Annotated in this window: 22 protein-coding genes; 11 read left to right on the top strand and 11 right to left on the bottom strand. The window is 65.9% G+C overall.

The window, feature by feature from the left end; all coding sequences use genetic code 11:
* Window positions 1-53 precede the first annotated feature (53 nt).
* The 6 genes from ACFWUP_RS22370 to ACFWUP_RS22345 form a co-directional block, all read right to left on the bottom strand.
* On the bottom strand, window positions 54-1,382 hold the full coding sequence (locus ACFWUP_RS22370; RefSeq protein WP_379237245.1) for an ABC transporter substrate-binding protein: 1,329 nt from the start codon (window positions 1,380-1,382) through the stop codon (window positions 54-56).
* Between the two features lie 21 nt (window positions 1,383-1,403).
* Window positions 1,404-2,270 (bottom strand): carbohydrate ABC transporter permease, encoded by an 867-nt coding sequence (locus ACFWUP_RS22365; protein WP_379237243.1) that lies wholly within the window; start codon window positions 2,268-2,270, stop codon window positions 1,404-1,406.
* Window positions 2,267-3,178, bottom strand: a complete 912-nt coding sequence (locus tag ACFWUP_RS22360) for a carbohydrate ABC transporter permease (RefSeq protein WP_379237420.1) — start codon at window positions 3,176-3,178, stop codon at window positions 2,267-2,269. The genes ACFWUP_RS22365 and ACFWUP_RS22360 overlap by 4 nt, the downstream gene beginning before the upstream one ends.
* A 144-nt stretch (window positions 3,179-3,322) precedes the next feature.
* Window positions 3,323-4,198, bottom strand: coding sequence for an Ig-like domain-containing protein (locus ACFWUP_RS22355; RefSeq protein WP_379237241.1), 876 nt, complete (start codon window positions 4,196-4,198; stop codon window positions 3,323-3,325).
* 351 nt (window positions 4,199-4,549) lie between these two features.
* Window positions 4,550-5,878 carry a cytochrome P450 gene (locus ACFWUP_RS22350; protein WP_379237239.1) on the bottom strand — a complete coding sequence of 443 codons (1,329 nt, stop codon included), beginning with the start codon at window positions 5,876-5,878 and terminating at the stop codon, window positions 4,550-4,552.
* A 32-nt stretch (window positions 5,879-5,910) separates the two neighbouring features.
* On the bottom strand, window positions 5,911-7,113 hold the full coding sequence (locus ACFWUP_RS22345; protein WP_379237237.1) for a serine hydrolase domain-containing protein: 1,203 nt from the start codon (window positions 7,111-7,113) through the stop codon (window positions 5,911-5,913).
* A 108-nt stretch (window positions 7,114-7,221) separates the two neighbouring features.
* Between ACFWUP_RS22345 and ACFWUP_RS22340 the strand changes: the two genes are divergently transcribed.
* Window positions 7,222-7,851 carry a hypothetical protein gene (locus tag ACFWUP_RS22340; protein ID WP_379237235.1) on the top strand — a complete coding sequence of 210 codons (630 nt, stop codon included), beginning with the start codon at window positions 7,222-7,224 and terminating at the stop codon, window positions 7,849-7,851.
* Window positions 7,852-7,909: 58 nt separating this feature from the next.
* On the opposite strand, the gene ACFWUP_RS22335 is transcribed toward ACFWUP_RS22340, so the two are convergent.
* Window positions 7,910-8,578, bottom strand: a complete 669-nt coding sequence (locus ACFWUP_RS22335) for a S1 family peptidase (protein ID WP_379237233.1) — start codon at window positions 8,576-8,578, stop codon at window positions 7,910-7,912.
* 488 nt (window positions 8,579-9,066) lie between these two features.
* Between ACFWUP_RS22335 and ACFWUP_RS22330 the strand changes: the two genes are divergently transcribed.
* The 10 genes from ACFWUP_RS22330 to ACFWUP_RS22285 all read left to right on the top strand — a co-directional run bounded on the left by ACFWUP_RS22330 (window position 9,067) and on the right by ACFWUP_RS22285 (window position 19,353).
* Complete coding sequence (locus tag ACFWUP_RS22330) at window positions 9,067-9,921, top strand: MlaE family ABC transporter permease (protein ID WP_379237231.1); 855 nt, start codon at window positions 9,067-9,069, stop codon at window positions 9,919-9,921.
* Window positions 9,922-9,924: 3 nt separating this feature from the next.
* Window positions 9,925-10,788 carry an MlaE family ABC transporter permease gene (locus ACFWUP_RS22325; protein WP_379237229.1) on the top strand — a complete coding sequence of 288 codons (864 nt, stop codon included), beginning with the start codon at window positions 9,925-9,927 and terminating at the stop codon, window positions 10,786-10,788.
* 6 nt (window positions 10,789-10,794) lie between these two features.
* Window positions 10,795-12,285 carry an MCE family protein gene (locus tag ACFWUP_RS22320; RefSeq protein WP_379237227.1) on the top strand — a complete coding sequence of 497 codons (1,491 nt, stop codon included), beginning with the start codon at window positions 10,795-10,797 and terminating at the stop codon, window positions 12,283-12,285.
* Window positions 12,282-13,307 (top strand): MCE family protein, encoded by a 1,026-nt coding sequence (locus ACFWUP_RS22315; RefSeq protein WP_379237225.1) that lies wholly within the window; start codon window positions 12,282-12,284, stop codon window positions 13,305-13,307. The genes ACFWUP_RS22320 and ACFWUP_RS22315 overlap by 4 nt, the downstream gene beginning before the upstream one ends.
* Window positions 13,307-14,302, top strand: coding sequence for an MCE family protein (locus tag ACFWUP_RS22310; RefSeq protein ID WP_379237223.1), 996 nt, complete (start codon window positions 13,307-13,309; stop codon window positions 14,300-14,302). The genes ACFWUP_RS22315 and ACFWUP_RS22310 overlap by 1 nt, the downstream gene beginning before the upstream one ends.
* A complete protein-coding gene (locus ACFWUP_RS22305; protein WP_379237221.1) occupies window positions 14,299-15,384 on the top strand; it encodes an MCE family protein in 1,086 nt (361 codons plus the stop codon). Before ACFWUP_RS22310 ends, ACFWUP_RS22305 begins: the two co-directional genes overlap by 4 nt.
* 5 nt (window positions 15,385-15,389) lie before the next feature.
* Window positions 15,390-16,484 carry an MCE family protein gene (locus tag ACFWUP_RS22300; RefSeq protein WP_379237219.1) on the top strand — a complete coding sequence of 365 codons (1,095 nt, stop codon included), beginning with the start codon at window positions 15,390-15,392 and terminating at the stop codon, window positions 16,482-16,484.
* Entirely contained in the window at window positions 16,481-17,650 is a 1,170-nt protein-coding gene (locus ACFWUP_RS22295) for an MlaD family protein (protein WP_379237217.1), read from the top strand. Before ACFWUP_RS22300 ends, ACFWUP_RS22295 begins: the two co-directional genes overlap by 4 nt.
* A gap of 145 nt (window positions 17,651-17,795) precedes the next feature.
* Complete coding sequence (locus ACFWUP_RS22290) at window positions 17,796-18,617, top strand: hypothetical protein (protein ID WP_379237215.1); 822 nt, start codon at window positions 17,796-17,798, stop codon at window positions 18,615-18,617.
* Between the two features lie 70 nt (window positions 18,618-18,687).
* Window positions 18,688-19,353: a hypothetical protein gene (locus ACFWUP_RS22285; protein WP_379237213.1), complete on the top strand. Its 666-nt coding sequence runs from the start codon at window positions 18,688-18,690 to the stop codon at window positions 19,351-19,353.
* An 87-nt stretch (window positions 19,354-19,440) separates the two neighbouring features.
* Here the strand turns inward: ACFWUP_RS22285 and ACFWUP_RS22280 are convergent, their stop codons facing one another.
* The 4 genes from ACFWUP_RS22280 to ACFWUP_RS22265 are packed head-to-tail and all read right to left on the bottom strand — an operon-like array spanning window position 19,441 to window position 22,421.
* Window positions 19,441-20,010: a ribonuclease H gene (locus tag ACFWUP_RS22280; protein WP_379237211.1), complete on the bottom strand. Its 570-nt coding sequence runs from the start codon at window positions 20,008-20,010 to the stop codon at window positions 19,441-19,443.
* A gap of 10 nt (window positions 20,011-20,020) precedes the next feature.
* Window positions 20,021-20,500 carry an SRPBCC family protein gene (locus ACFWUP_RS22275; RefSeq protein WP_379237209.1) on the bottom strand — a complete coding sequence of 160 codons (480 nt, stop codon included), beginning with the start codon at window positions 20,498-20,500 and terminating at the stop codon, window positions 20,021-20,023.
* Between the two features lie 47 nt (window positions 20,501-20,547).
* On the bottom strand, window positions 20,548-21,759 hold the full coding sequence (lhgO, locus tag ACFWUP_RS22270) for an L-2-hydroxyglutarate oxidase (RefSeq protein WP_379237207.1): 1,212 nt from the start codon (window positions 21,757-21,759) through the stop codon (window positions 20,548-20,550).
* Entirely contained in the window at window positions 21,756-22,421 is a 666-nt protein-coding gene (locus ACFWUP_RS22265; protein ID WP_379237205.1) for a hypothetical protein, read from the bottom strand. The genes lhgO and ACFWUP_RS22265 overlap by 4 nt, the downstream gene beginning before the upstream one ends.
* Window positions 22,422-22,933 lie beyond the last annotated feature (512 nt).

Genomic DNA, 22,933 nt, shown 5'->3' with positions numbered 1-22,933 from the left:
CCTGAGGAAAGACGAACGGGCCGGTGGCGCGACACCACCGGCCCGCGAGGGAACTACTTGGGCAGCTTGGGTGTGATCTGCCGGTCGATGATCGCCTGGATGTCGGCGGCGACCTTCGCGAGTACCGTTGCCGGATCGGCGTTCTGGAGGCCGATCTGCTCGTAGCCGGTACCGATGATCTGGTCGGCGCCGGGCACGAACACCCGGGCGTAGTCCTGCGACTTCGCGACCGAGAGCTGGTCGATGGCGACCTTGGAGTTCGGGTTCTTCGCCAGGAAGTCGATCTCGGAAGGGTCGGTCACGGCCGACTTGCGTACCGGCATGTAGCCCGTGTTCTGGGTGAAGTACGCCGTGTTGGTGGCGTTGGTGATGAACTCGATGAACTTGAGCGCGTTCACCTTTCGCGCGTCCGAGATCCGCGCGGGAACCGCAAGGCCGGCGCCGCCGGTGGTGACGCCGGGACCGTTCGGGTGCGGCAGGAAGGCGGTGCCGAGCTCGAACTTGCCGGTGGAGTTCTTGAGGATGCCCTTGAGGTCGCCGGTGGAGGCGATGGTGGAGGCAGCCACGCCGGTGCCGAAGTCGACCGCGATCTGCGGGCGGATGGCGGCGTACTTCTTCACGTTGATGGATTCGCGCAGGTAGTTGGCCGCGGCGATCGAACCCGGGTCGGTGAACTTCAGCTTCCACTGGTCGGAGTAGGCGCCGCCGAAGGTCCAGTTCGGGCCCTGGAAGGTCCAGCCCAGGTAGTTCTTGGCGTCACCCCAAGCGTGGGCGAACTTGTCGCCGCCGACCACGGACTGGATCTTGGGACCCCACTCGTCGAATTCCTGCCAGGAGTTCGGGCCGCGGTCCGGCAGACCGGCCTTCGCCCAGACGTCCTTGTTGTAGTAGAACAGCGGCGTCGAGCGGGCATATGGCAGCGCGTAGTGCTTGCCGTCGAACAGGTAGTCGGCGGCGAGCGAGTCGACGTAGTCGTCGAGCTTCACCCCGGCGGCACCGAAGTGTCCGTCGAGGGGTTCGATCGCCTTGCTCAGCGCGTAGTTGAACCACCAGACATCCGACAGCACAACGACATCGGGCAGTTCACCACCGGTCAGCGCGGCATTGAACTTCTGCGCCACCTCCTCGTAGTTCTTGCCCGCGTCGACCAGGTTCACCTTCAGTTCGGGGTGTTTCGCCTGGAAGCGGTTGATCAGCTCCAGTTCCAGCTCCTTGGAGGTGCCGGGGTGGTTGGACCAGAAGGTGATGGTGTCGGCGTCACCGGAATCACCGGATCCGCCGCCGGTGCCCGCGCAGGCGGTGAGCGCCAAAGCTGCTGCGGCACCACCGGATAGGCCGAGGAAGCCGCGACGACTCAGCGCCGGGAATCGTGAAGTGGACACGTGGAGCTCCTGTTCGAGAAATCAGCCCTTGACCGCACCGGAGGTGAGGCCCTTGATCATGTGACGTTGCAGGGCGAGGAAGACGATGAGGATCGGCAGCATGGTGAGTACGGTGCCCGCCATCACCGGCCCCCAGTTGGTGACGCTGGGGTTCTCGGTGTTCTGCAGCAGGGTCAGGCCCACCGGCAGCGTGGCGACCTCGGCGGAATCGGCCATCAGGAACGGCCAGAGGTACTCGTTCCACTCGTTGACCAGCGTCACCACCGCGAACGCCACCATCGTCGGCCCCGACATGGGCAGCACCACGCGGGTGAGCAGCCGCCACCAGTTCGCGCCGTCCATCCGGGCGGCCTCGATCACCTCGGCGGGCAGCGACAGGAAGTGGTTGCGCATGAGGAAGGTGCCGAAGGCGACGCCGCAGAGCGGAATGATGATGCCCTGGAAGGTGTTTCGCCAGCCGAGCTGGGCGATGAACGCGTAGTTGGAGATCACGGTGATCTGGTTGGGCACCATCAACGCCGCGATGATCACCAGGAACACGATGTTCTTGCCGGGGAACCGCAGGAACACCAGCCCGTACGCGCTGAACACCCCGAGCGCGAACTTCACCGCCGAGACGATGCCGGTGACGATGATCGAGTTCCGCAGGAAGGTCCAGAACGGCACCGTGGTGGTGGCGTGGCTGTAGTTCTCCGGATGCCAGCTCGACGGCCAGTAGACCGCGGGCTGGGTGTAGATCTCGGAGCGGTCCTTGAGCGAGGTGATCAGCATCCAGAACAGCGGGACCCCGACGATGATCAGCACGCACACCATCGCCGCGTAGCCGAGCAGGGTCACCGCGCGTTCGCGGCGCTGGTACGAAAGGGTCTGTGGGCCTACATGTTTCATCGTTCGCCTCGGTCCATCACGCGCACCTGGATCAACGTGACCACCAGCAGCACCACGAACATGATCGTGGCCACGGTGGCGCCGTAGCCGGCCCGGAAGTTGCGGAACGACTCCTCGTACACCTGGAACACCATCGTGGTGGTGCCGTTGCCGAGCGGTCCGCCGCGCGTCATCACATTGATGATGTCGAAGACCTGCAGCGAGTTGAGCAACACCGTGATCGACAGGAAGAAGGTGGTCGGACGCAGCTGCGGCAGAAGGACTTTCGTGAATCGGGTCCAGCTGCTCGCGCCGTCCATTTCGGCCGCTTCGAGCAATTCGGCTCGCACGCCCTGCAGCGCGGCCAGATAGATCACGAAGGCGTAGCCGAGGTTCTTCCAGATGTAAGTGAGTGTCACCATGAACAGGGCCCATTCCGGGTCCTGATAGAAATCGGGCACATTGTCGACGCCGAGCCGGTGCAGAACGTCTTGTACCAGACCGAAACTCGGATCGAAGACGAATTGGAAAGCCACCCCGATCGCCGCGCCCGAAATCACGAACGGCGCGAAAATCGCGGAGCGAACAACATTGCGCCCGAACAGTTTTCGGTCGAGCAACATCGCCAGCGCGAGGCCGAGCGCCATACTCACCACGACGGCCGCCACGGTGAAGATCACCGTATTGCTGACGACCTTCCATGAGTCGTCGCGCTGCCACCATTCGATGTAGTTGTCGAAACCCACCGAATTCGCCACTGGCTCAGCGATGTTCCAGTCGGTGAACGACAGCCGGATGTTGTCGGCAAGCGGCCGGTAAACGAACAGGGTGAGCAGCGCCAGGTTCGGCACCACGAGCACTACGAACAGCGCGTAATCCTGCCACGGACGGCTTCTCCCGGGGAGTACCCGCTCTGGACTCTTTCGCACCGCGGCAGCTTTACGGTGCACGGCGAACTGTTGGTTAACCCAGCCCGCCGACTTTCTGAACATCGGGCACACACTGGCGAGTACAGCAAAAAACCGAACAATACGAACAGAAATGATCGTATTGTTCGGCTTTTGTTCAGGCGTTTAGTTCCAGTCGCCCAGGCCGTCGCCGGAGCTGAGGGTGCCACCCTGTGTACCGGTGACGATCACGGCGTCACCACGACGGGTGTTCTCCAGGAACCACTTGCCGTCCTCGGTGCTCACATTGAGGCAGCCGTGGCTGGCATTGGAGTAGCCCTGCTGGCCGACCGACCACGGGGCCGCGTGCAGGAAGATGCCGCTGTTGGACAGCCGGGTCGCGTATTCGACCTCGAGCTTGTAGCCCTCGGGATCGGTGACCGGGACGCCGTAGGTGGAGGAGTCCATCGTCATCTTCTCGAGCCGCTCGCCCACGATGTAGGTGCCGTTGGGGGTCTCGTAGCCGGGCTTGCCGAGCGAGGTCGGCATTTCCCGGACGACCTCACCGTTGCGGGTCACGACGATCATCTTGGTGGCGTCGTCGACGGTGGCGACCAGCGCGTCACCGATGTGGAACGAACTGGTGGTGCCGCCGGCGACCACGGTCACGTCGGTGTTGGCAGGCCAGAACTCGGTGGGCTTCCAGCGGACCTGCTTGCTCGAGGTCCAGTAGAAGTGGCCCGGCGCGTTCGTGCTCGAGGTGACCTTGATGGCCCGCTCGGCGGCCGCGCGGTCCTCGACCGGCTCCTTGAAGGTGATCGCGATCGGCTGCGCGACGCCGACGGTCTCGCCGTCGGCGATGTTGATGTTCGGCGGCGCGAAGGGCGCCTGCTGCGCGGGCTCGTTCACCGCGGGCTGGCTGGAACCGCCGCCGACGAACGGCAGCTGCGGCTGCGCCTGCGCGGTGCCTGCCAGCAACGCACCGGTCGCCGCGATCGCCGCCGACAGCAGCAGACCCCGGCGGAGCCAGTGCGATTGCCGCATATTTGCTTCGTGGTGCATAGGTTTCTCGTCCATTCCATCTCTCGCTCCCCGCCTGTGGGCGGTGCGAGATCTACTCAGTGACGCGTGCTCATTTACGCTTGTCTTCTCTGCACGCAGAGGCCGCGACGGGTCTCTGCGAGGTAACGATTCCCCGACCCTGACCCTCCATTACTACCCGCACCCACCGACAAGGTGCCAGCCACGTTGCGCGGTGATAACAGCTCCGCAACTCTGTGCAGTGGGTCACATAACGCCCTGTGATTCTTCGGCTTTCGTCAAACGCCGCGCTCACAGCGGCGAGTCGATGACGGTGCGCGCGAGCAGGCGGGAAGCACATCGGTGTGAGTCTCAAACCTCTGGTGAGGCAGATCACCCGGTGCGTGTGAAGTGGATCGCTCGATCCGGCGCGGTCGCGAGATTGCGCGGCACGGTGCGCGGTCGCCGGCCGAGTGCCAGCGCGGGGTCGAGGGTCAACCGGACCTCGGTCAGCAGGGTCGCCAGCACGATCCGCAGCTCGTAATCGGCCAGCGTCGCCCCGATGCAGCGCCGGTGCCCGCCGCCGAACGGCGCGAACTCGAACGGGGTGACCTTGCGCTCGAGGAAGCGGTCCGGATGGAACAACTGCGGCGCGGGCCAGGTCGACGGCTGGCTGTGCAGCACGCCCACGGCAAGACCGATGGTGTCGCCCGCCGCCACGTCGACCCCGCGCCAGCGCAAGGGCTCGGTCACGGTGCGCAACACGATCGGCACCGGTGGATGCAGGCGCAGGGTTTCCTGGCAGACGGCGTCGAGCAGCGGCAGACGCGCCTGCTCGGCGGGGTCGTCGCCCGCGGTGGGGAGTTCGGCGAGTAATCGGGTGAGCAGGCCGGGTTCGCGGTGCAGGTGGTAGAGCGCCCAGGTGAGGGTGGTCGCGGTGGTTTCGTGACCCGCGACGAGCAGGGTGCGCAGTTGTTCGCACAGTTCGGTGTCGGTGAGGGCGGAGCCGTCGTCGTAGCGGGTGGCCAGCAGCAGGTCGAGCAGGTCGCCGTCGGCCGGGCCGGTGCGGCGGCGTTCGGCGATGTCGGCCATGAGCAGATTGTCGAGCCGTTCGCGCGCTGCGGTGAATCGCGCCCACGGACCGAAACCGCCTGCGCCCCGGCGCAATACGGGTGCCACCATGAGCGGGGTGGTGAACGCGGCGAGGAAATCCCCGACGACATCGCCGTATTCGGCTTCACGATCGAGATCGGAGCCGAAGATCGCGGCGAGAATGACCCGCTGGGTGATGGTGCGCGCGGCGGCGAGCGAATCGATCCTGGTACCCAGTTGCCAGGGACCGGCTGTGCCACTGTGGATCTCGTGCAGGGTGGCATCGCGAATCACCTTGCCCAACAGGCGAACCCGCGCGGCGTGCAGCGCGGGCGCCACCATCGCGCGATCGGTTCGATGCCTGGTCCCGGAACTGAGGATCAGCGACGCGGCCCCGACCATCGGCTCGATCGGATTGGGCCGCGGCGGCTCGAGCAACGCCACCGGCGCACGGAACAGCTCACGCGCCCCCTCGGCCGTTCCGGTGAACAACACCGACGGAAAGCCGGGGAATCCGACCGCGAACGGATCACTGCGCGCGGCCCGTCGTCGCAGGTAGCCCTCGAAATCCCGACCCGCGGCCAGCCCGTGCAGCAACGACCAGCGTGGGGTGGTGGGCGCAGGGTTCATATCCACTACTACGGACCGCGGCCGTGAACGGTTCACGACCGTAGCGATCGCACAGTCCCCTGTGCCATCGCCGCCAGCTTGGCAAGGCGGGCGTCGCCGAGGGCCGTCACCGCACCGCCGAGGCGATTGGTGACGAACGCGATCGACATACCGAGATCGGGATCGGCGTAGGCGCCCGAACCGCCGACGCCGTAGTGGCCGAACGCATTTCGTGGCTGCTGCTTGGTCATCAGGACCGGCCGGTGGTAGCCGAGGGTGAAGCGCAACGGCAAGCCGAGGACGTAATCGCGGCTGCTGGTCTGCTGGGTGCGGTTGATCGCCTCGATCGTCTCCGGGCGCAGGAACCGCACGTCGCCGACCTGGCCGTCGTTGGCGAGCGCCCCGTACATCCTGGCCAGCGCGCGGGCCGAGAACACGCCGTTCCAGCCGGGCATCACCGCATCGTGCACCCGCGGATCGCGGACCAGCTCGTCGAAACTCTCCGGCATCCCCGCCTCGGCCAGCCCGCGCGCGGGCCGCACCCACGACAGCACCGACGACGCGGTGTTCCAGCGGATGCCCGGCGGCGCCAGATGCGGGAAGATCTTCGCGATCCGATGCCGCTCACCCGGCGGAACCTGGAACCAGAACTCGTCGATTCCCAAGGGCCGCGCCACTTCTCGGCGCAACACCTCGGTGAACGGATCGCCGGTCACCCGCTGCACGATCTCGGCGACCAGCCAGCCGAAGGTGATCGCGTGATAGCCCGAACTACGGATGCGGCGCGGGTCGGCGGGGCTCTCGGCGAGCGCGGTCACCACCGCCTCGTAGTCGAGAATGCCCTCGCGACCCGGCACAAGGCCGCGCACCCGGTGCAGGCCCGCGCGATGGGACAGCACGTCACGCACGGTGATGTCGTCCTTGCCGTGCGCGCCGAACTCCGGCCAGTACCCGGCCACCGGCGTGTCGTAATCGATCAGCCCCTGTTCGGCCACCCGGTGCAGCACGGTGGCGGCGACACCCTTGCCGGTGGAGAAGGTGAGCGCGATGTTCTCGCCGGTCCAGCGCTGATCCTTGGCCGCCCAACCCGCCCAGATATCGACGACAGGGACGCCGTGCAGGTATATGGCCAGCGCACCGCCACCGCGACTCGGCTGGGTGAACATGCCGAAGAAGTGATCGGCGAGCCGGATGAAACGCGGATCGACCACCATCTGCCGTGGCGCCGCGAAATCGTCGGCCGGAGCTTCCAACATCGCCGATACCTCCTGATACACGATCGAGGGGGAACCCGAGGGTAGCGCAGTAACAAACCCGCCGGGCTGGAGTCGACGGAGGTGCCTCGAGTGGTGTATTCACAATAGGTGTTTGCAGATTTGCGGATCGGTCGACTCGTCGGCGCGATCGCCATCACCGTCACCGCGTTCGTTTCGACCGGTTGCGGTGGCACCATCGACGGCTACGCCCAGCCGGCGATCGACGTCGTCCCCGCGACCAGCAGCGCGACGCCGACCACCAAGCCGGGCAAGTCGACGGGCAAACCCACCACCAGCAGGCCCGCGCCGACCTCCAGCAAGGGCGGCAAAACCGACTTCCAGGCCAATATCGGTGACTGCGTCGCGCTCGGCGGCACCGTCGACGACGCGACCATCGAGAAGGCCGCGTGCGGCAGCCGCTCGTCGAACTACAAGGTCATCGGCAAGGCCAAGACCAGCAGCGGCTGTGTGAGCGACCGCGACAACTTCTACGCCGAGACACTCAACGGCATCGAGACCGGCGCGCTGTGCCTCGACATCGACTGGGTCGTCGGCGGCTGCATGGACACCGGCGGCTCCGATCCCAAGCGCATCGACTGCGGCGAGGGCGGCACCGAACCGGTCCGGGTGATCACCATCAACAAGAGCTCCACCAGCGTCGACGACTGCCCCGACACCGCCGACTCCGGCTTCAAGTACGAACAGCGCCGCGTGGTCGTCTGCGTGGAGAGCCTGTAAACGAACAGCGGGCCGCGTGGACATCCACGCGACCCGCTCGACATCGAAGATGTATCGACTAGATCGGGTGGAAACCCGCGCCGACGCCGTTGCGGGCGTTGATGTCGTCCATGATCGAGTTCATGTTCGTCCCGACCTCGGGCCCGAAGCAGGCCACCGCCAGGTAGGCGTTCACCATGCCGACCAGCGTCGACCCGACCACGACCGGCGCGCCGGAATCGCCCTCGACCACGCACATCTGCGACCAGGTCTCGGTATTGGTCTGGAACACATCGCCCCAGGTGATGCCGCAGGTGTTGCCGGTGGTGCGGCCTTCCTTGCAGACGATCGTCGGGAACTGCGCTGGCCCGCCGACGCCGGTGATGCTCACGTTGCCGATCCGGTTGACCGGGATGATCCGGCCCGGCGTGAACTCGATGACCGCGTAGTCGAGTTCGTGATTGCTGTACGCGAAACGGCCGATCTCGCCGTAGCCGCGATCCACCTCCGCGCTGACCGTGGCGCCCGCGTCGCCGCAGTGGCCCGCGGTGAGACCGACCAGCCTGCCCGCTCCGTCGTGGCCGACGGTGGTGACGGTGCACTCGAACGCGTTGTCGATCACGATGCCGGAGCCGCCGCCGATCACCGGGGGGCCTGCTTGCGCGGTGGCCGCGCCGGTGCCGAGCAGAGCTGCACCGAGCGCGACAGCGAAGGCGGCTCCGGCCGCCTTGGCGAGTTTGCTGAACATGTCCCTCCAGATGTCGGAAGTTCGCACGATATCAATACGGTCTGTCTATCGTGCCTGTATTCGGTCCCGGGCGCGCCCCCGGACCGGTGCGTTTGCTGCGGCGCCGGCCGAACTCTCGCCCGTGCCGGTCATAGCGATTCTCTATTGAAATGAACTCGCGGCGCGTCGTTCGTGTTACTCGCGTGATCTGTTCGGATAATTCAGCGAGGACTTCGTTATGAATGACAAACTTCCGCAATATTTCTTTACCGCGACCGCCGGTACTGGGAAACCATGTGGGAAAAGACCTTCGCGCGTAATCCTCGGACCATCGGAATTACGGGCTGTAGGGTCCGGCGTGGCAGGACTCATAGCCGATCAATCCAGTGACCTCTATCTATGACAGCGCTCACATGTCGGTGGTGTGTTCTGCGCTACTCCGTAGTAAGGTGCGTCAAGCAAACAAGTCGCCGGGGCGTTGAGGGCCCGGCGTCGAGAGGGGTAATGCAGTGCAGTCGACCGAGAGTCCGCCCACACGTTCACGAGTCAGCGAGGCTGCCAACTGGACGAAGGGCCTTTGGGACGACCACCCGAAGAAGTCGCTGGAGACCTTCGGACGACAGATCACGATGGGTATCGAAGCGATCACGGAGTTGATCGTCGCGATCTTCCGCCGGCGCTTCCCCTTCGACGAATTCGTTCGTCAGTGCGCGTTCATGTCCAACGTCGCCGCCGCTCCGACGCTGCTCGTCGCCATCCCGATCGCGGTCATCGTCTCGATCCAGGTCGGCGCGGTCGCCGGACAAGTCGGCGCCACCTCGTTCATCGGCGCCGCCAACGGGCTCGGCATCATCCAGCAGGGCGCGCCGCTGGTCACCTCGATCATGATCGCGGGCGCGGTCGGTTCGGCCGTCTGCGCCGACCTCGGCTCGCGCACGATCCGAGAAGAGATCGACGCGATGAAGGTGATGGGCGTCGATCCGCTGCGCAGGCTGGTCGCCCCCCGGCTCGGTGCCGCGATGATCGTCAGTGTGCTGCTGTGCGGCTTCGTGGTCTTCGTCGGCTTCATCACCGGCTACATGTTCAACATCTTCGCCCAGGCGGGTACCCCCGGCTCCTACATGAGCACCTTCGCCTCGTTCGCGGTCACTCGTGACCTCGGAGTGGCGCTGCTCAAGTCGCTGATCTTCGGTCTGATCGCCGCGATCATCGCCTGCGACTGCGGTCTGAACGCTCGCGGCGGCCCCGGCGGCGTCGCCAACGCGGTGAACTCCGCGGTGGTCAGTTCCATGGTGATGTTGCTCGGCGTCAACCTGGCGATCACCCAGATCTACTCCGCAGTCTTTCCCCCACAGGTGGTCTGAGCCATGTCATCTACATACACACCGCCGCTGCTGCGGCCGATTCGTGTCCTGAAGAAAGCGGGCTCCGCGCCCGGCGGCATGCTCGCGCGCCTGGGTCACCAGGTTTTCTTCTTCCTTCGTTCGGTGGGCTCGATCCCGCTGGCGTTCAAGCAGTACCCGAAGGAGATCTGGCGTCTGCTCTCCGACGTCACCTGGGGTAACGGCAACATCGTCGTCGGTGGTGGCACCATCGGCGTCATCCTGATCATCAGTGCCTTCGGTGGCATGACGGTCGCCATCCAGGGCTACACCTCGCTGAACCTGCTCGGTCTGAGCCCGATCACCGGCGCGATCTCGGCCTTCGCCACCACCCGCGAGCTCGGCCCGCTGCTGGCGGCACTGGCCTTCGCGGCCCAGGCGGGCTGTCGATTCACCGCACAGCTCGGCGCGATGCGCATCTCCGAGGAGATCGACGCGCTCGAATCGGTCGCCATCCGTCCGCTGCCCTACCTGGTCAGCACCCGGATGATGGCCGCGGTCATGGCGATCGTGCCGCTGTACTGCCTCGGCCTGGCGATGGCCTACCTGTCCTGCGCGTTCACCGTCGGCCTGATCGGCGGTACCGCATCGGGTACCTACTCGCACTACTTCTACCAATTCCTGGTCCCGACCGACGTGCTGTACTCGCTGCTCAAGGCAGTCGTGTTCGTCATGATCACCACGTTCATCCAGTGCTACTACGGATTCTTCGCCTCGGGTGGACCCGAGGGCGTCGGTGTGGCCGCGGGCCGCGCGATCAAGATGTGCATCATCCTGGTCGTCTTCGCTGACCTGTTCATGACATTGGCGATCTGGGGCCTCAACCCCGGTATCAGGATTTCGGGGTAAGGCGCGATGATCATCGATCCGAGTGGGCGTGGGCCCACCATGAAACAGCTCTACATCGCCGGCGCGGCGGGCGTGATCGTGTTCGCCGTGATTCTGGCGTTCCTGATGGCCCGCTACGAAGGCTATTTCATCCCGAAGACCCAGGTGGTCGCCAAGCTCGGCACCACCGGCGACGGCCTGCCATCGGAAGCGGACGTGAAGTTCCGCGGCATGCTGGTCGGCACGGTCGACGGTGTCGACGTGCAGCAGCAGGGCGCGGTCCAGAACGTGCGGATCAACCTCACCCCCGAGTTCGCCGACGGCATTCCGGCCAACGTCACCGCACGCGTCGTGCCGAGCAACCTGTTCGCCGTGACCTCGGTGGAGTTGGTCTACAACGGCGCCGACGGCAACCACCTGAAGGAAGGCTCGGTCATCGAGGAGGACCGCAGCAAGGGCACGATCGCGCTGCAGGACACGCTCACCTCGGTGCGCGACATCCTCGACGAGATCGACCCGGTGCAGTTCGGTCGCGTCCTCGGCACCCTCACCCAGGCACTCGACGGCACCGGCCGCGTGCCGGGTTCGACGATCCAGCGGCTCGACCAGTGGGTCACCGAAGTCTCCGAGGCGGGCCCGAACCTGAACGGGATCCTGAACAACTTCTCCACCGCGGCGCACGCGCTCAACGAGTCGGCGCCCGAACTGCTCGACGTCCTCGGCAAGTCGGTGCAGACCTCCAACACCATCGCCGCCAACCGGCAGGGTCTGATCGACGTGATCGCCGGGACCTCGGCCACCAGCGCCCGCCTCGACGACCTGTTCATGCTCAACGGTGACGCGGGCAAGCAGATCACCACCGACGGTGCGATCGCCTTCGGCGCGCTGGCCTACGACCCGGTGGGTGTCAGCAAGTCGGTCAACGAGATGGCCACCGCGGTCGCGGCGCTGAACACGACGTTCACCTGGGGACCGAAGCGCCAGCAGGTGTGGAACGCGGGCCTCACGCTCGGCACGCCCTACATCCCCTACACCGCCGCCGACTGCCCGCGCTACGGCGAGATGGCAGGCCCGAACTGCGCCACGGCGCCCACCGAGCCGATCCTGCCCGAGCTGCCCGAGAACCTCCGCCCCCGGGCGTTGGATTCGGCCGCCGGTCTCGCACCGCTGGTGTCGATTCCGGGCCTGAATATCCCAGGCCTCACGCTGCCCGGCTTCACCCCGACCGCCGAACCGGCGCAGCCGGGCCCCATCGCGGGCCTGCCCTCGATCCCGGGCCTGCCCGCGATCCCCGGGCTGACCGCGCCGGCGTCGGCGACCGGACCGGCCGCCGCCACCAAGCCGGCAGCCGCCGCGCCCGCCGCAACCACGCCGAACGCCAAGCCGATCTCCTACACCGGTAATGCCGCGATCGCGGCCATGCTCGGCCGCCAGCCGACCGTGGCCGAGTACCTGGTATTCGGCCCGATCACCAAGGATTCGACGTTGACAGTGACCGAAGACAAGGTCGATCGATGAGCATCAGGAAACCGCTGATCGGGTTCAGCATCTTCGCGCTGGTATCGATCCTGGTGACGGTGGTCGTGTGGAACACCCTCGCCCGCACCGTCCCCGGCGATACCCGCAAGTACACCGCCATCTTCACCGATGTGCTCGGCTTGCGATCGGGCGATGACGTCAGGATGGCGGGTGTGCGCGTCGGCAAAATCGAGAAGATCGAGCTCGACGACAGCAACAACGCCAAGGTGTCGTTGATCGTGCAGTCCGACCAAAACGTCTACGGCAACACCAAAGCGCTTGTCCGCTACCAGAACCTGATCGGCCAGCGCTATGTGGCGCTGGAGCCGGGCAAGGACGGTAATACCGAGCAGCTGCGGTCGGGAGCGACCATCCCACTGACGAACACCGAGCCCTCCTTCGATGTCTCGGCCCTGCTCAACGGTTTCCAGCCGATGTTCCAGGCGCTCGAGCCCGCACAGGTCAACGCCATGTCGGAGAGTCTGATCCAGGCACTCCAGGGCGACGGAGTCTCGTTGTCGGCGTTCATCATCCAGGCCGCGCAGCTGGCCACCGACTTCCAGCGGCGCGACGGGATCCTCTCGGAGGTGATCGTCAACCTGTCCGCGGTGATGACCGGCCTCGCCAAGCGTGGTGATCAGCTGGAAACCCTGGTCACCCAGACCAGGGCGCTGATCGGCGGGCTGTACTCGCAGGGTCAGTCGCTGCAGAACTCGGTGCAGACGCTCGCGACCAACACCTCCTCGGTGGTCGACCTGCTCGCGGCGATGCAGCCGAAGCTGATCGAGACCCAGAACGCGACGGTCTCGGCGACGAGCCTGCTCATCGCCAACGGTGACCGGCTCGACCGCGCTGCGATCGACCTGCCCGCGGTGGCAGCGGGCTTCGGCCGGGTCACCTCGGAGGGCGCGTACGCCAATTCAGGGTTCTGTCGGATGGATCTCTCGCTCTACGGAGTGCTCTTCCCTCGCGGCATTTTCAGTCAGATCGGCGGAAACAAGCAGTCGGCGGTGTGCAGATAATGGTCAATAAACTTCGACAGCGGTTCAATGGCAACCGAAACTTCTGGCTCGGCGTCGTCGGCGCCGCGCTGGCCGCGGTGCTGGTCGCGGTGGCGAGTATCTTCACCGTTCTCGGCATCGGCAAGCAGTCGATCGAGGCCGAGTTCAAGCAGGCCGCCGGCATCAAATCCGGTGACCGGGTAGCGGTCTCGGGCGTCGGTGTCGGCACGGTGAGCGGTGCGCGCATCGACGGCGACAAGGTCGTCCTCGAGATGAACATCGACGGCGACGTCGACCTCAAGAAGAACGCGCACGCCACCATCAAGATGGCGACGCTGCTCGGTGCTCGCTACGTCGAGCTCGACCCCGGCGACGGTGAGGACCTGAAGGGCGACCGCATCGCGATCGCGAACACGACGGTCCCCTACGACCTCGCCGACGTCATCCAGCGCGGTACCCCGGAGTTCCAGCAGCTCGACACCAAGCAGCTCGCGGCGTCGCTGAACGCGGTGAACTCGCAGCTGAGCGGTTCGCCCGAACTCGTCGCCCAGGCGCTCGACAGCGTCGGCGCGGTGTCGAAGGTGATCGAACGCCGTCGTGGCGAGGTCGATCAGCTGCTCAAGGATCTCAGCCAGGTCACCACGATCCTCGGCGAGAACCGCAACAGCGTACTGCTGGTGATCACCCAGGGTGAGGCCATCGCCAGCCGGGTGATGCAGCGTCAGGAGCTGCTGCGTCAGCTGCTCGACGGTGTCGCCTCGCTGACCCGTCAGCTGCACGAGCTCGGCCTCGACGACAACAACCAGCTCTCGCAGACGATCGACAATCTGAAGACGATGTCGGAAGGCCTGCAGAAGAACAAGGAAAACCTCGACATCCTGTTGTCGGTCGGCGCCCCGACCGCGCGCTACCTCGGCAACGCGACCGGTGACGGTCCGTACGCGAACCTGGCGCTGCCGTGGCTGTTCCCCGACAACTGGCTGTGTGCCGTGAACCTCGTTGAAGGATGCCAATGAACGCGAGAATCCGTACGCGCGTAGCGCGATCGATCGTCGCGGGTGCCGCAGTGCTCGCATTGGGCAGCTGCTCGCTGCCGGGGCCGTTCAGTTCGCAGACCAAGATCACCGCCGACTTCCTCAGCGCGGCGGGCATGTACGAGGGCAACGATGTGATGGTCCTCGGCATCAAGGTCGGCACGGTCGACAAGATCGTGCCGAAGGGTCTGTACTCCGAGGTGCACATGACCGTCGACGCCGGGGTCGAGGTGCCGTCGAATGTCGAGGCGGCCATCATCTCGCCGTCGGTCGTCACCGATCGCCACATCGAGCTGACCCCGCCCTTCACCGGTGGCGACACGCTGAAGTCGGGTAGCCATCTGCCCGAACAGCGCACCCACACCCCGATCGAGCTCGAGAAGATGATCGAGACGATCGACAACTTCGCCAAGGCACTCGGTCCCGAGCCGGGCCAGGAGGGCCTCGGTCCGCTGTCGGGCCGCGCGCTCTACCCGATTCTCAACGGCAACGGCGAGAAGATCCGCGACACCCTCGGTGCGCTCTCGGTGGCGCTGAAGGTCGGTACCGACAACAAGGACGCGATCGCCAACATCATCATCCAGCTCAACGAGCTGACCACGATGCTGGCCGAGAACGACCAGTCGGTGCGCGATTTCAGCAACCAGGTCACCCAGATGACCGGGATGCTCAACGAGCAGGCCCCCGGCCTGCAGGCCACCCTCGACAACCTCAACGCGGTGCTGGCGAACACGTCGACCACGTTGGGCAACAAGAGTTCCGACCTGGCGGTGACGCTGTCGGGTCTCACCAACGTGACCCAGCAGCTGCGGTCGAACTCGCGCAGCCTCACCGAGATCGTCGACGTGCTGCCGATGACGATGCAGAACCTCAGCAACGCGGTGGACCGCAACGGCCGCTACGTGCGACTGCACGCGCTGATCGGTGAGTCGGTGTCGAGCGAGTTGGTGATCACCTTCTGCGAACGGATTCAGATGCGCGGCGAGGGCTGCCGCACCGGAAAGATGCAGGACTTCGGTCCGGACTATGGGTTGACCGCCGCGATGCTTGGACTGACGAAATGATGTCGATGAATCGAAAGACTCGCCGCGCCAAGGCGGTGCTGGCCGCGGCGGCGCTGACCACCGTGACGTTGGCCGTCTCCAGCTGCGGGCTGACCGTGGAGAGCCTGCCGCTGCCCGAGCCGGGTGTCGGCGGTGAGACCTACACGCTGCACGCCGAATTCGAGAACGCCCTCAACCTGCCCAACCAGGCCAAGGTCAAGATCGGTGGCTCCGATATCGGAGTGGTTTCCAAGATCTCGACCAAGAACTTCCAGGCCGTGATCGACATGCAGATCCGCGAGGACATCGAGCTGCCCAAGGGCAGTGTGGCCGAGCTCCGGCAGGCCACGCCCCTGGGTGACGTGTTCGTCGCGGTGGTCAAGCCGACCAATCCCAGCGGTGGGATGATGAGCGATGGCGAGACCATCACCCGTCAGTTCACTTCCGCGGGTGCGACCGTCGAGCAGTTGCTGCTGTCGGTGACGATGCTGTTCAACGGTGGCGGTCTTGCCAGCCTGAGCAGGCTCGGCACCGAACTCGGGTCCATCCTCGGTGGGCACGGCGGCGAATTGGGCCACCTGACAACGCAACTCACCGGTGTGCTCGGCGACCTCAATGCCAACAGCGCCCAGATCGACTCGGTGCTCACCGAGTTCAGCACCCTGGCGGGCACGATCAGCGCCAAGCGTGGCGAACTGGGCCAGGTCGCGGACACGTTGCCCACCGCCATCGGCGCGATCGCGGAGAACACCAACGCGCTCACCGATATGCTGGCCCGGCTCTCGTACACCTCCGAGGCACTCGGTGACTACGCCAGGACCAACACCGATCAGCTCGGAACCCTGCTCGACAGCGTCACGAGCCTGACCAGCCAGATCTCCTCGACCGGGGATCGCCTGGGCTACCTGCTCGATCAGCTGGCCATTCTCCGCCCTGGTGTCGAGCAGACCATGAAGGGCAAAGGTCTGATTCCGTACGCGAATGTGACCAACCTCGACATTCCGCTGATCACCGCGCCGGGTACTGCCCGGCTGCCCAATATGCAAGACGCGAACGATTTCGTCGGCAGCTTCGTCCAGGTGCTGCTGGTCGTTCAGGGCCGGCTGGGAGGCCACCGATGAACAAGCTGTTCAAACACAAGCTCCTGCTGGCGAACTGCACGTTGGTGCTGGTGTTCCTGTTCGGTGCCACCTACCTGGCGATCGACGTCATGCGGTACAACCCCTTGCAGCGTCACTACGAGGTCACCGTGAAGCTCGACCGCTCCGGCGGTCTGCAGGAGGGCAACGACGTGACGATGCGGGGTTACCGCATCGGTCAGGTCAGCTCGATCAAGATCATCGACAGTGGCGGGTCGATCGCCGCGGTGGCCAAGATCGATCGCCGGTTCCAGGTTCCGCAGGACACGCTCGTCACGGTGCAGGCGCTCTCGGCCGCGGGCGAGCAGTTCGTGGACTTCAAGCCCAACACCGACAGTGCCCCGTTCCTGAAGAACGGCGCCGTCATCGACTACAACGACGGCAAGGTGCGCACGCCCACCCCGGTGTGGGAGGTGCTCGACGACACCACCCTGCTGGTCTCGCAGGTGGACCCGAAGCAGTTCAAGGTCATTCTCGATCAGCTCGACATCGCGTTGAGCGCCGGTCCCGACCAGCTGCGGGCCCTGGTCGAGGGCACGAGCATCGCCGTCGCGGGCCTGCACAACCTGCTGCCGCAGACGGTGAACCTGATCAAGAACCTGCAGGTGATCATGGAGACCACCTCGCACGCCCAGCCCGACCTGCAGACGCTCACCCGCAATTCGGGTTCGCTGCTCGACCAGTTCAACAAGGCCGACGGTGAACTCCAGCAGGTTCTGCAGGTGGCGCCCCAGCAGTTCCAGGCCCTCGGCGCGGTACTCGACGAGAACCGCGATCCGATCACCTCGATCGCGACCAACATGACCGCGATCACACGTGCCGCCACCCTTCGCGCGCCCGCGCTGCGGCTGCTGTTCCCGTCGCTCGGCCACGGTATCGGCGCTTTCGGTATCCCGGCCTACGACGGCGAGTTCCACGCGATGATCGACATCTGGCCGCGTCCGGTGTGCAAGTACGACACCAAGCCGGAGCCCTTCTGGCAGGTACAGGACGGTACGTTCCCGAAGTGGAACTACTGCACCAACCCGCCCCCCGGCCAGCAGATTCGTGGCGCGGCCAACGCGCCACGACCGAACGTGCCGGACAACGGTTCGTTCATGCCGCCCGGCGTGGACCCGAACGAGCGCACGTTGAAGCCGGTCAACTGAGCGCAGCGACCGAGCCGCCGAGACGGTACCGTGGGCGCCCGGCCTACCATGCAGTAGTGACCGGGCGCACACGGAGTGTGACCGGAGCTACCGTCACGCCCATCGAAGCGCAGCCGCGCGAAACAGAAACAAGGATTTGATTTTCATGGCAACGGACGACACCGCGAACGATTCGACGAAGCCCACGCCCGAGGACGTGGAAGCGACGAACAGTACGCCCTCGCCCGATCCGGCCCCGAAGAGCGAAGACGTCGATGCCACGGTGAAGGCCGCGGTCGTCACGACGAAGTCCACGGACGCCGAGCAGACCGTGAAGATCGAGAAGGCCACCGAGAAGGCTCCTGCCGCTGTCGCCGCTCCTGCCGCTGCCGAGGCGAAGCCGGCCGGTTCGCGTGGGCCGTGGTTCGCCGCTGCCGCCGCCGGCGTCGCCGCGGTGGCACTCGGAACGGCCCTTGCCGTGTTCGTCGTGCTGTGGGCGCAGCGGGGCGAGAAGATCGACGACACCAAGGAAGCCACCGCCGCGGCCTGCGATTTCGTGCGCACGGTGTCGGTGTTCGACGGCACCGGTCAGCTGGAGCCGTACTTCACCGAGGTCGAGGCCAAGACCACCGGCGAGCTGCAGACCAACTTCCGCGCCGGTGCCGACGGCCTGCGTGCGGCCATGGTCGAGATCGGCGCGAAGTCCACGATCGAGGACCTCGAGTGTTCCCCGCTCTCCAGCACCGAAGATCAGGTGATGGTCCAGGGCACCTGGATCCAGTACCAGGGCAACAAGCTCTCCACCGAAACCCGGCCGATGATCTTCCCGGTGAAGATCACCGTCGACCGGGTCGACGACAAGTGGCTGGTGTCGATGATGAAGTCGCCGATTCTCGATCGTCTCGGCATGGGCAGCCCGCTGGGCAGCGTCGCACCGACCGACCCCGGCACCCAGGTGCCCGCGCCCGCCCCGGCGCCCGGCAACTGAATCTGATCGCGTCATGACCGGCACATCGGAATCGGTGCGATAGTCACCGGGAGAGAACGGGGTTGATTCGATGACCAGCGACGATGCCCAGCTCGAATCCGATGGCGCCGACCAGCCCGATTCGGTGGGACCCGAGGCGCAGGCTCCGGCCGCCGCCTCGGGCCCGACCGGCTGGATCGCCGCGGGTGTGGCGGGTGTGATCGCGGTCGGCGCGATCGCCGCGGCCGTGGTGTTCTTCCTGCAGAACAGCAGCAAGGCCGAGAAACTCGACGCCATCGCGGACTCGACCAAGGCCGCCTGCGATTACGCCGCCGTCCTGGTCAACTACGACTACGCCAAGGACCTCGACGGCTACATCGCGGCGATGAAGGCCGGCGCCACCGGTGAGTTCCTGAAGGAGTTCAGCGTCGCCAGCGAAGAGCTCCGGGTCGCCATGGTGCAGGCACAGATCTCCTCGACCGGTGAAGACGTGCAGTGCGCGTACATGTCGGGCAACACCGACGAGGCGAAGGCCATGGTCACCATGACCCAGTCCCGCATCAACATCACCCAGACCGAGCCGCAACGGATGATGTTCCCGATCGAGATGAGCCTCGTGCGTACCGGCGACAAATGGCTGGTGAACAGGCTGGACTCACCGCTGCTCGACTACAGTGGCGATCTCACCGGAGGCGCACTCGGCGGTCAGCCCGCCCCGGCCCCGGAGCAGGCCCCGGCCCCCGCCCCGGGAAACTGATCCGCTGACAGAGACAACCGAAACGCCGCGGGCAGATTCATCGCCCGCGGCGTTTCGTTGTGCGGTCCCACTCCGGTCGCAAAACGCTCAGAACAGGGTAAGAGTCCCTGCCACCGGCGCCTCTGTTGCGACCGACTTCCCTGTGGAGACCGTGTTCGTGGGGGCGGGGCGCCGTGGCCTCGCCGGTTCGGGCTCGACGGGCACTGCCTCGCGCCCGAGCTCCGGGTTCTCGCGGACCGCCCGCGCGGCCTCGCCCGCGAGTTTGTCGGCCTGTTCGTTGAAGTAGTTGCCCACATGGCCGCGCACCCAGCGGAAACGCACCGGTCCTTCGCGGCCGGTGATGGCGCGGTCGATCTGCTTGATGATCTCGACGTTCTTCACCGCACCGCCGGTGGAGGTGCGCCAGCCGTTGCGCCGCCAGCTGGTGATCCATTCCGAGGCGCATTTGATGGCGTACTGGGAGTCGCTCTCGATGAGCATCGGTTCGGCGCCGGGGTGGGCGAGGATGGCTTCGAGTACCCCGCGCAGCTCGGCGATCTGGTTGGTGCCGCTGGCCGCGCCACCGCTGTCGGCGGGCCCGGCATGATTCACCCACGCCCAGCCGATGGCACCACCAGGGTTGCGCAGGCAGGACCCGTCGGTGCTCACGATGATCATGACCGCCACCCTAGGCGATGCGGCCGACAAGATCGGTACCGTGGAATGCCTCTATCTCCCTTCGCAACCGCGATTCCGTCGCACGCAGTGCCGATCTCGCGGCCGCGTCGGCGAGGCCGAGGCGGTGGCACAGGCGGGCGAACATGCCGCGTGGTGGCGGATAGTCGGCTTCGGAGGTCAGCACCGACCGTTCGTAGCCGAGTGGATCGAAACGCAGGGTAACGGTTCCGCATACCCGCCCACGCAGGGTATACCCGATCACGGCATTGCGCCGATATTCGGTGATCTCCACTGCGGAGCGCAGCGGAATCACCCGGAACAACCGGACTTTCACCGCGAAGGCGGCGCCGAGGCCCTGATCCGGGTCGCCGAGCGGGGCGACGTCGGTGACGCCGAACATCCACTGCGGTCCGTGCTGGAAATCCGCGGCGTAGGCGAAGGCGGCGTCGGGTGGTGCGCCGACGTCACTGGCAAACCTGATGTGGCCCATCGGCCCTCCCTGATCCGGATGGGCCAAAAGTACTATAGATATCCTGTTTATTTAGCGGAATAGAGTTGTTCGACCAGGTACTCCGCGATCGGCATCGCCGAGGTGGCGGCCGGTGATGGCGCGTTGAGCACGTGGATCGAGCGCGGCGTGCGTTCGATCAGAAAGTCGTGGACAAGGGTTCCGTCGCGAAGGACCGCCTGCGCCCGGATTCCCGCGCGGTGTGGGAGCAGGTCCGCGGTGGTCAGTTCGGGGCAGTATTTGCGGCATTCGGCGAGGTATCCCCGCTTGAACACCGAGTTGCGGAGCTCGCGGATGCCGGTGGCGAGATGGTCGCGGGCTACCCGGCGCACGCCGGCGAAGCTCAGCACGTCGATGGCGTCGCGCCGGTTCACGCTGCCCTTGCGGTAGCCCTCGCGGGAGAGTCCGAGCACGGCGTTCGGGCCGACGGTGAGTTCGCCGTCGATGGTGGGACTGAGGTGGACGCCGAGAAACGGCAGCGCGGGGTCGGGTACCGGATAGATCAGCGTGCGCACCAGATCCGACCGTTCGGCGGGCAGCCGGTAGTACTCGCCACGGAACGGGACGATGCGAAAGTCGGTGTCGATTCCCGCTTTACGAGCCATCCGGTCGGCCTGCAGTCCCGCGCACACGATCAGGGTGTCGGCGGTGACGGCGCCTCGCGGACCCGAAACCGTGACGGCTGAGACATTTTCGGTAATCGCGTCGACCGGCGTGTCGAGCAGGATCTCCCCGCCCATCGACCGGATCTGCGCGGCCAGCTCCGCGGCGACCAGCGTGTAGTCGATGATGCCGGTGGCAGGCACGAAAAGCGCTCCGACACCGGTGATCCGGGGCTCTCGCCGCTTCAGCTCGGCCGCGTCGATCGCCTCGACCTCGACCCCGTTGGCGATCGACCGCTCGTAGAGCGCCAGCATTCGTTGGTGTTCGGCGGAGTCGGTGGCCACCAGCAACTTTCCGCACTCGCGGAACGGAATGTCATGGGCGGCAGCGAATTCCTTCGTCCATTGCGCGCCCGCCCGGCACAGCCGCGCCTTCAAACTATCCGGGGGGTAATAGATCCCGGAGTGGATGACGCCGCTGTTGTGCCCGGTCTGATGCGCGCCGAGCGTTGACTCCTTCTCGATGAGCACCAGACTCGCGCCGGGATGCCGGGTCAGCAACCGGTGCGCGGTGGCGACGCCGACGATGCCGCCGCCGATCACACAGAAGTCGTAGGTGCGGTTCGAGGTGGGAGTCACACGCCGACGGTAGTCGGCGGCCGGTCGGGCAGCGACTCCGGAGCGGGCTCGGTGCGGGGAGCCCCGGTGTGCGCGGGCGCGTCGACGCGCAGCGTATGGCGGCCGAGGCCGGGGTCCGACAGCTCGAACACCAGTTGTCCACGGCGCGAGTCGAATTCGGTGTGCAAGGCGGTCACCGCGGCCGGATCAGGGGTCAGGCCCAGGTATTTCGCCGCCACCGTCACGAGATTGGTGTCGACCGTGAACGCGACGGTATCGGTGGGCGCCGGTGCCACCTGCGCACCGACATAGGTGCCGCCGATCCCGAGCCGGCCCGCCAGCGGCGAATTGTCCGGTCGCGCACCGACACCGGACTGCTGCGCGGTGATCGGGGTGCGCGTCGCGGCGGGTTCGGCGCGTTCGGCGGTGAGCGTCGGTGTCCCGAAGGACATGGCCAACTCCACGCCGTGGTGCGGTGCGGAGTCGTCGATCGAGAAGGTACGCGGGTGGCCGGGATTCGGCGCGGCGGCGGGTTCGGTGACGGCCGGCGCGGGTCGCGGCGCGAGTTCGGGCATGTGATTGACGATGTAGGCGCCCGCGGCCACGGTGAGGCAGAGGCTGGCGGCACCGGAGAAGACGATCGCGGACAGGCGCACGATCTGAGCAGGTCGATGTGCGGTCACGATGCGGTTCCCTTCTGTGGCTGTGGGTATACCCGAGATGAACGGGCCCGCATCGTTGAAAGCCACGTGCTGATACCCACGGTACCGAGTACCGCGCGCGGTGACAGCTTCGCGCGGCTGAGATCAGAACCACATATGAAACGACGCCGCATCACTCCTAGTGGGAGTGGGTTTTCGCGCGCTCGAGTGTTTCTCACACTGGGTAACGGGTACTTGATGGGAGCAGGCGAGCGTCATTCACGACTGCCACGGCGGTCTTACCCCCGGCCAATGAAGTCCGGGGCAGTCGGCTCGGATGGCGCTCAGGGAAGGGCGCTCGCCTGTTCGGGGTGGTTGTTTGTAGAGCTTCGGGGTTTGGTAGCTGCGGGCGGGATGTCTGGCAGAGCTTCGGGGTTTGAGTTGTCCCAGATGGTTTGGGGCTGTGTTTATTGGAGCGCTGGCGCGCTCGAGCGCGGCCCCCTGGGGGCCGCGAGTTAGCCGCCGTTGCTAGAGGCTGCGCCTCGACGCAACGG

The sequence above is a fragment of the Nocardia sp. NPDC058658 genome, assembly GCF_042716665.1.
Taxonomy (GTDB): domain Bacteria; phylum Actinomycetota; class Actinomycetes; order Mycobacteriales; family Mycobacteriaceae; genus Nocardia.
The sequence above is the reverse complement of the archived record's forward strand: the minus strand, read 5'-3'. Positions and strand labels throughout refer to the sequence as shown.

What these genes read in the sequence shown, in the direction of transcription:
- ACFWUP_RS22355 (WP_379237241.1), bottom strand. Translation starts at nt 4,198, where the DNA reads ATGCACCACGAAGCAAATATGCGGCAATCGCACTGGCTCCGCCGGGGT.
- ACFWUP_RS22275 (WP_379237209.1), bottom strand. Translation starts at nt 20,500, where the DNA reads ATGGGCCACATCAGGTTTGCCAGTGACGTCGGCGCACCACCCGACGCC.
- ACFWUP_RS22305 (WP_379237221.1), top strand. Translation starts at nt 14,299, where the DNA reads ATGAACGCGAGAATCCGTACGCGCGTAGCGCGATCGATCGTCGCGGGT.
- ACFWUP_RS22345 (WP_379237237.1), bottom strand. Translation starts at nt 7,113, where the DNA reads ATGTTGGAAGCTCCGGCCGACGATTTCGCGGCGCCACGGCAGATGGTG.
- ACFWUP_RS22290 (WP_379237215.1), top strand. Translation starts at nt 17,796, where the DNA reads ATGGCAACGGACGACACCGCGAACGATTCGACGAAGCCCACGCCCGAG.
- ACFWUP_RS22300 (WP_379237219.1), top strand. Translation starts at nt 15,390, where the DNA reads ATGAATCGAAAGACTCGCCGCGCCAAGGCGGTGCTGGCCGCGGCGGCG.
- ACFWUP_RS22350 (WP_379237239.1), bottom strand. Translation starts at nt 5,878, where the DNA reads ATGAACCCTGCGCCCACCACCCCACGCTGGTCGTTGCTGCACGGGCTG.
- ACFWUP_RS22335 (WP_379237233.1), bottom strand. Translation starts at nt 8,578, where the DNA reads ATGTTCAGCAAACTCGCCAAGGCGGCCGGAGCCGCCTTCGCTGTCGCG.
- ACFWUP_RS22285 (WP_379237213.1), top strand. Translation starts at nt 18,688, where the DNA reads ATGACCAGCGACGATGCCCAGCTCGAATCCGATGGCGCCGACCAGCCC.
- ACFWUP_RS22315 (WP_379237225.1), top strand. Translation starts at nt 12,282, where the DNA reads ATGAGCATCAGGAAACCGCTGATCGGGTTCAGCATCTTCGCGCTGGTA.
- ACFWUP_RS22280 (WP_379237211.1), bottom strand. Translation starts at nt 20,010, where the DNA reads ATGATCATCGTGAGCACCGACGGGTCCTGCCTGCGCAACCCTGGTGGT.
- ACFWUP_RS22365 (WP_379237243.1), bottom strand. Translation starts at nt 2,270, where the DNA reads ATGAAACATGTAGGCCCACAGACCCTTTCGTACCAGCGCCGCGAACGC.
- ACFWUP_RS22310 (WP_379237223.1), top strand. Translation starts at nt 13,307, where the DNA reads ATGGTCAATAAACTTCGACAGCGGTTCAATGGCAACCGAAACTTCTGG.
- ACFWUP_RS22325 (WP_379237229.1), top strand. Translation starts at nt 9,925, where the DNA reads ATGTCATCTACATACACACCGCCGCTGCTGCGGCCGATTCGTGTCCTG.
- ACFWUP_RS22295 (WP_379237217.1), top strand. Translation starts at nt 16,481, where the DNA reads ATGAACAAGCTGTTCAAACACAAGCTCCTGCTGGCGAACTGCACGTTG.
- ACFWUP_RS22320 (WP_379237227.1), top strand. Translation starts at nt 10,795, where the DNA reads ATGATCATCGATCCGAGTGGGCGTGGGCCCACCATGAAACAGCTCTAC.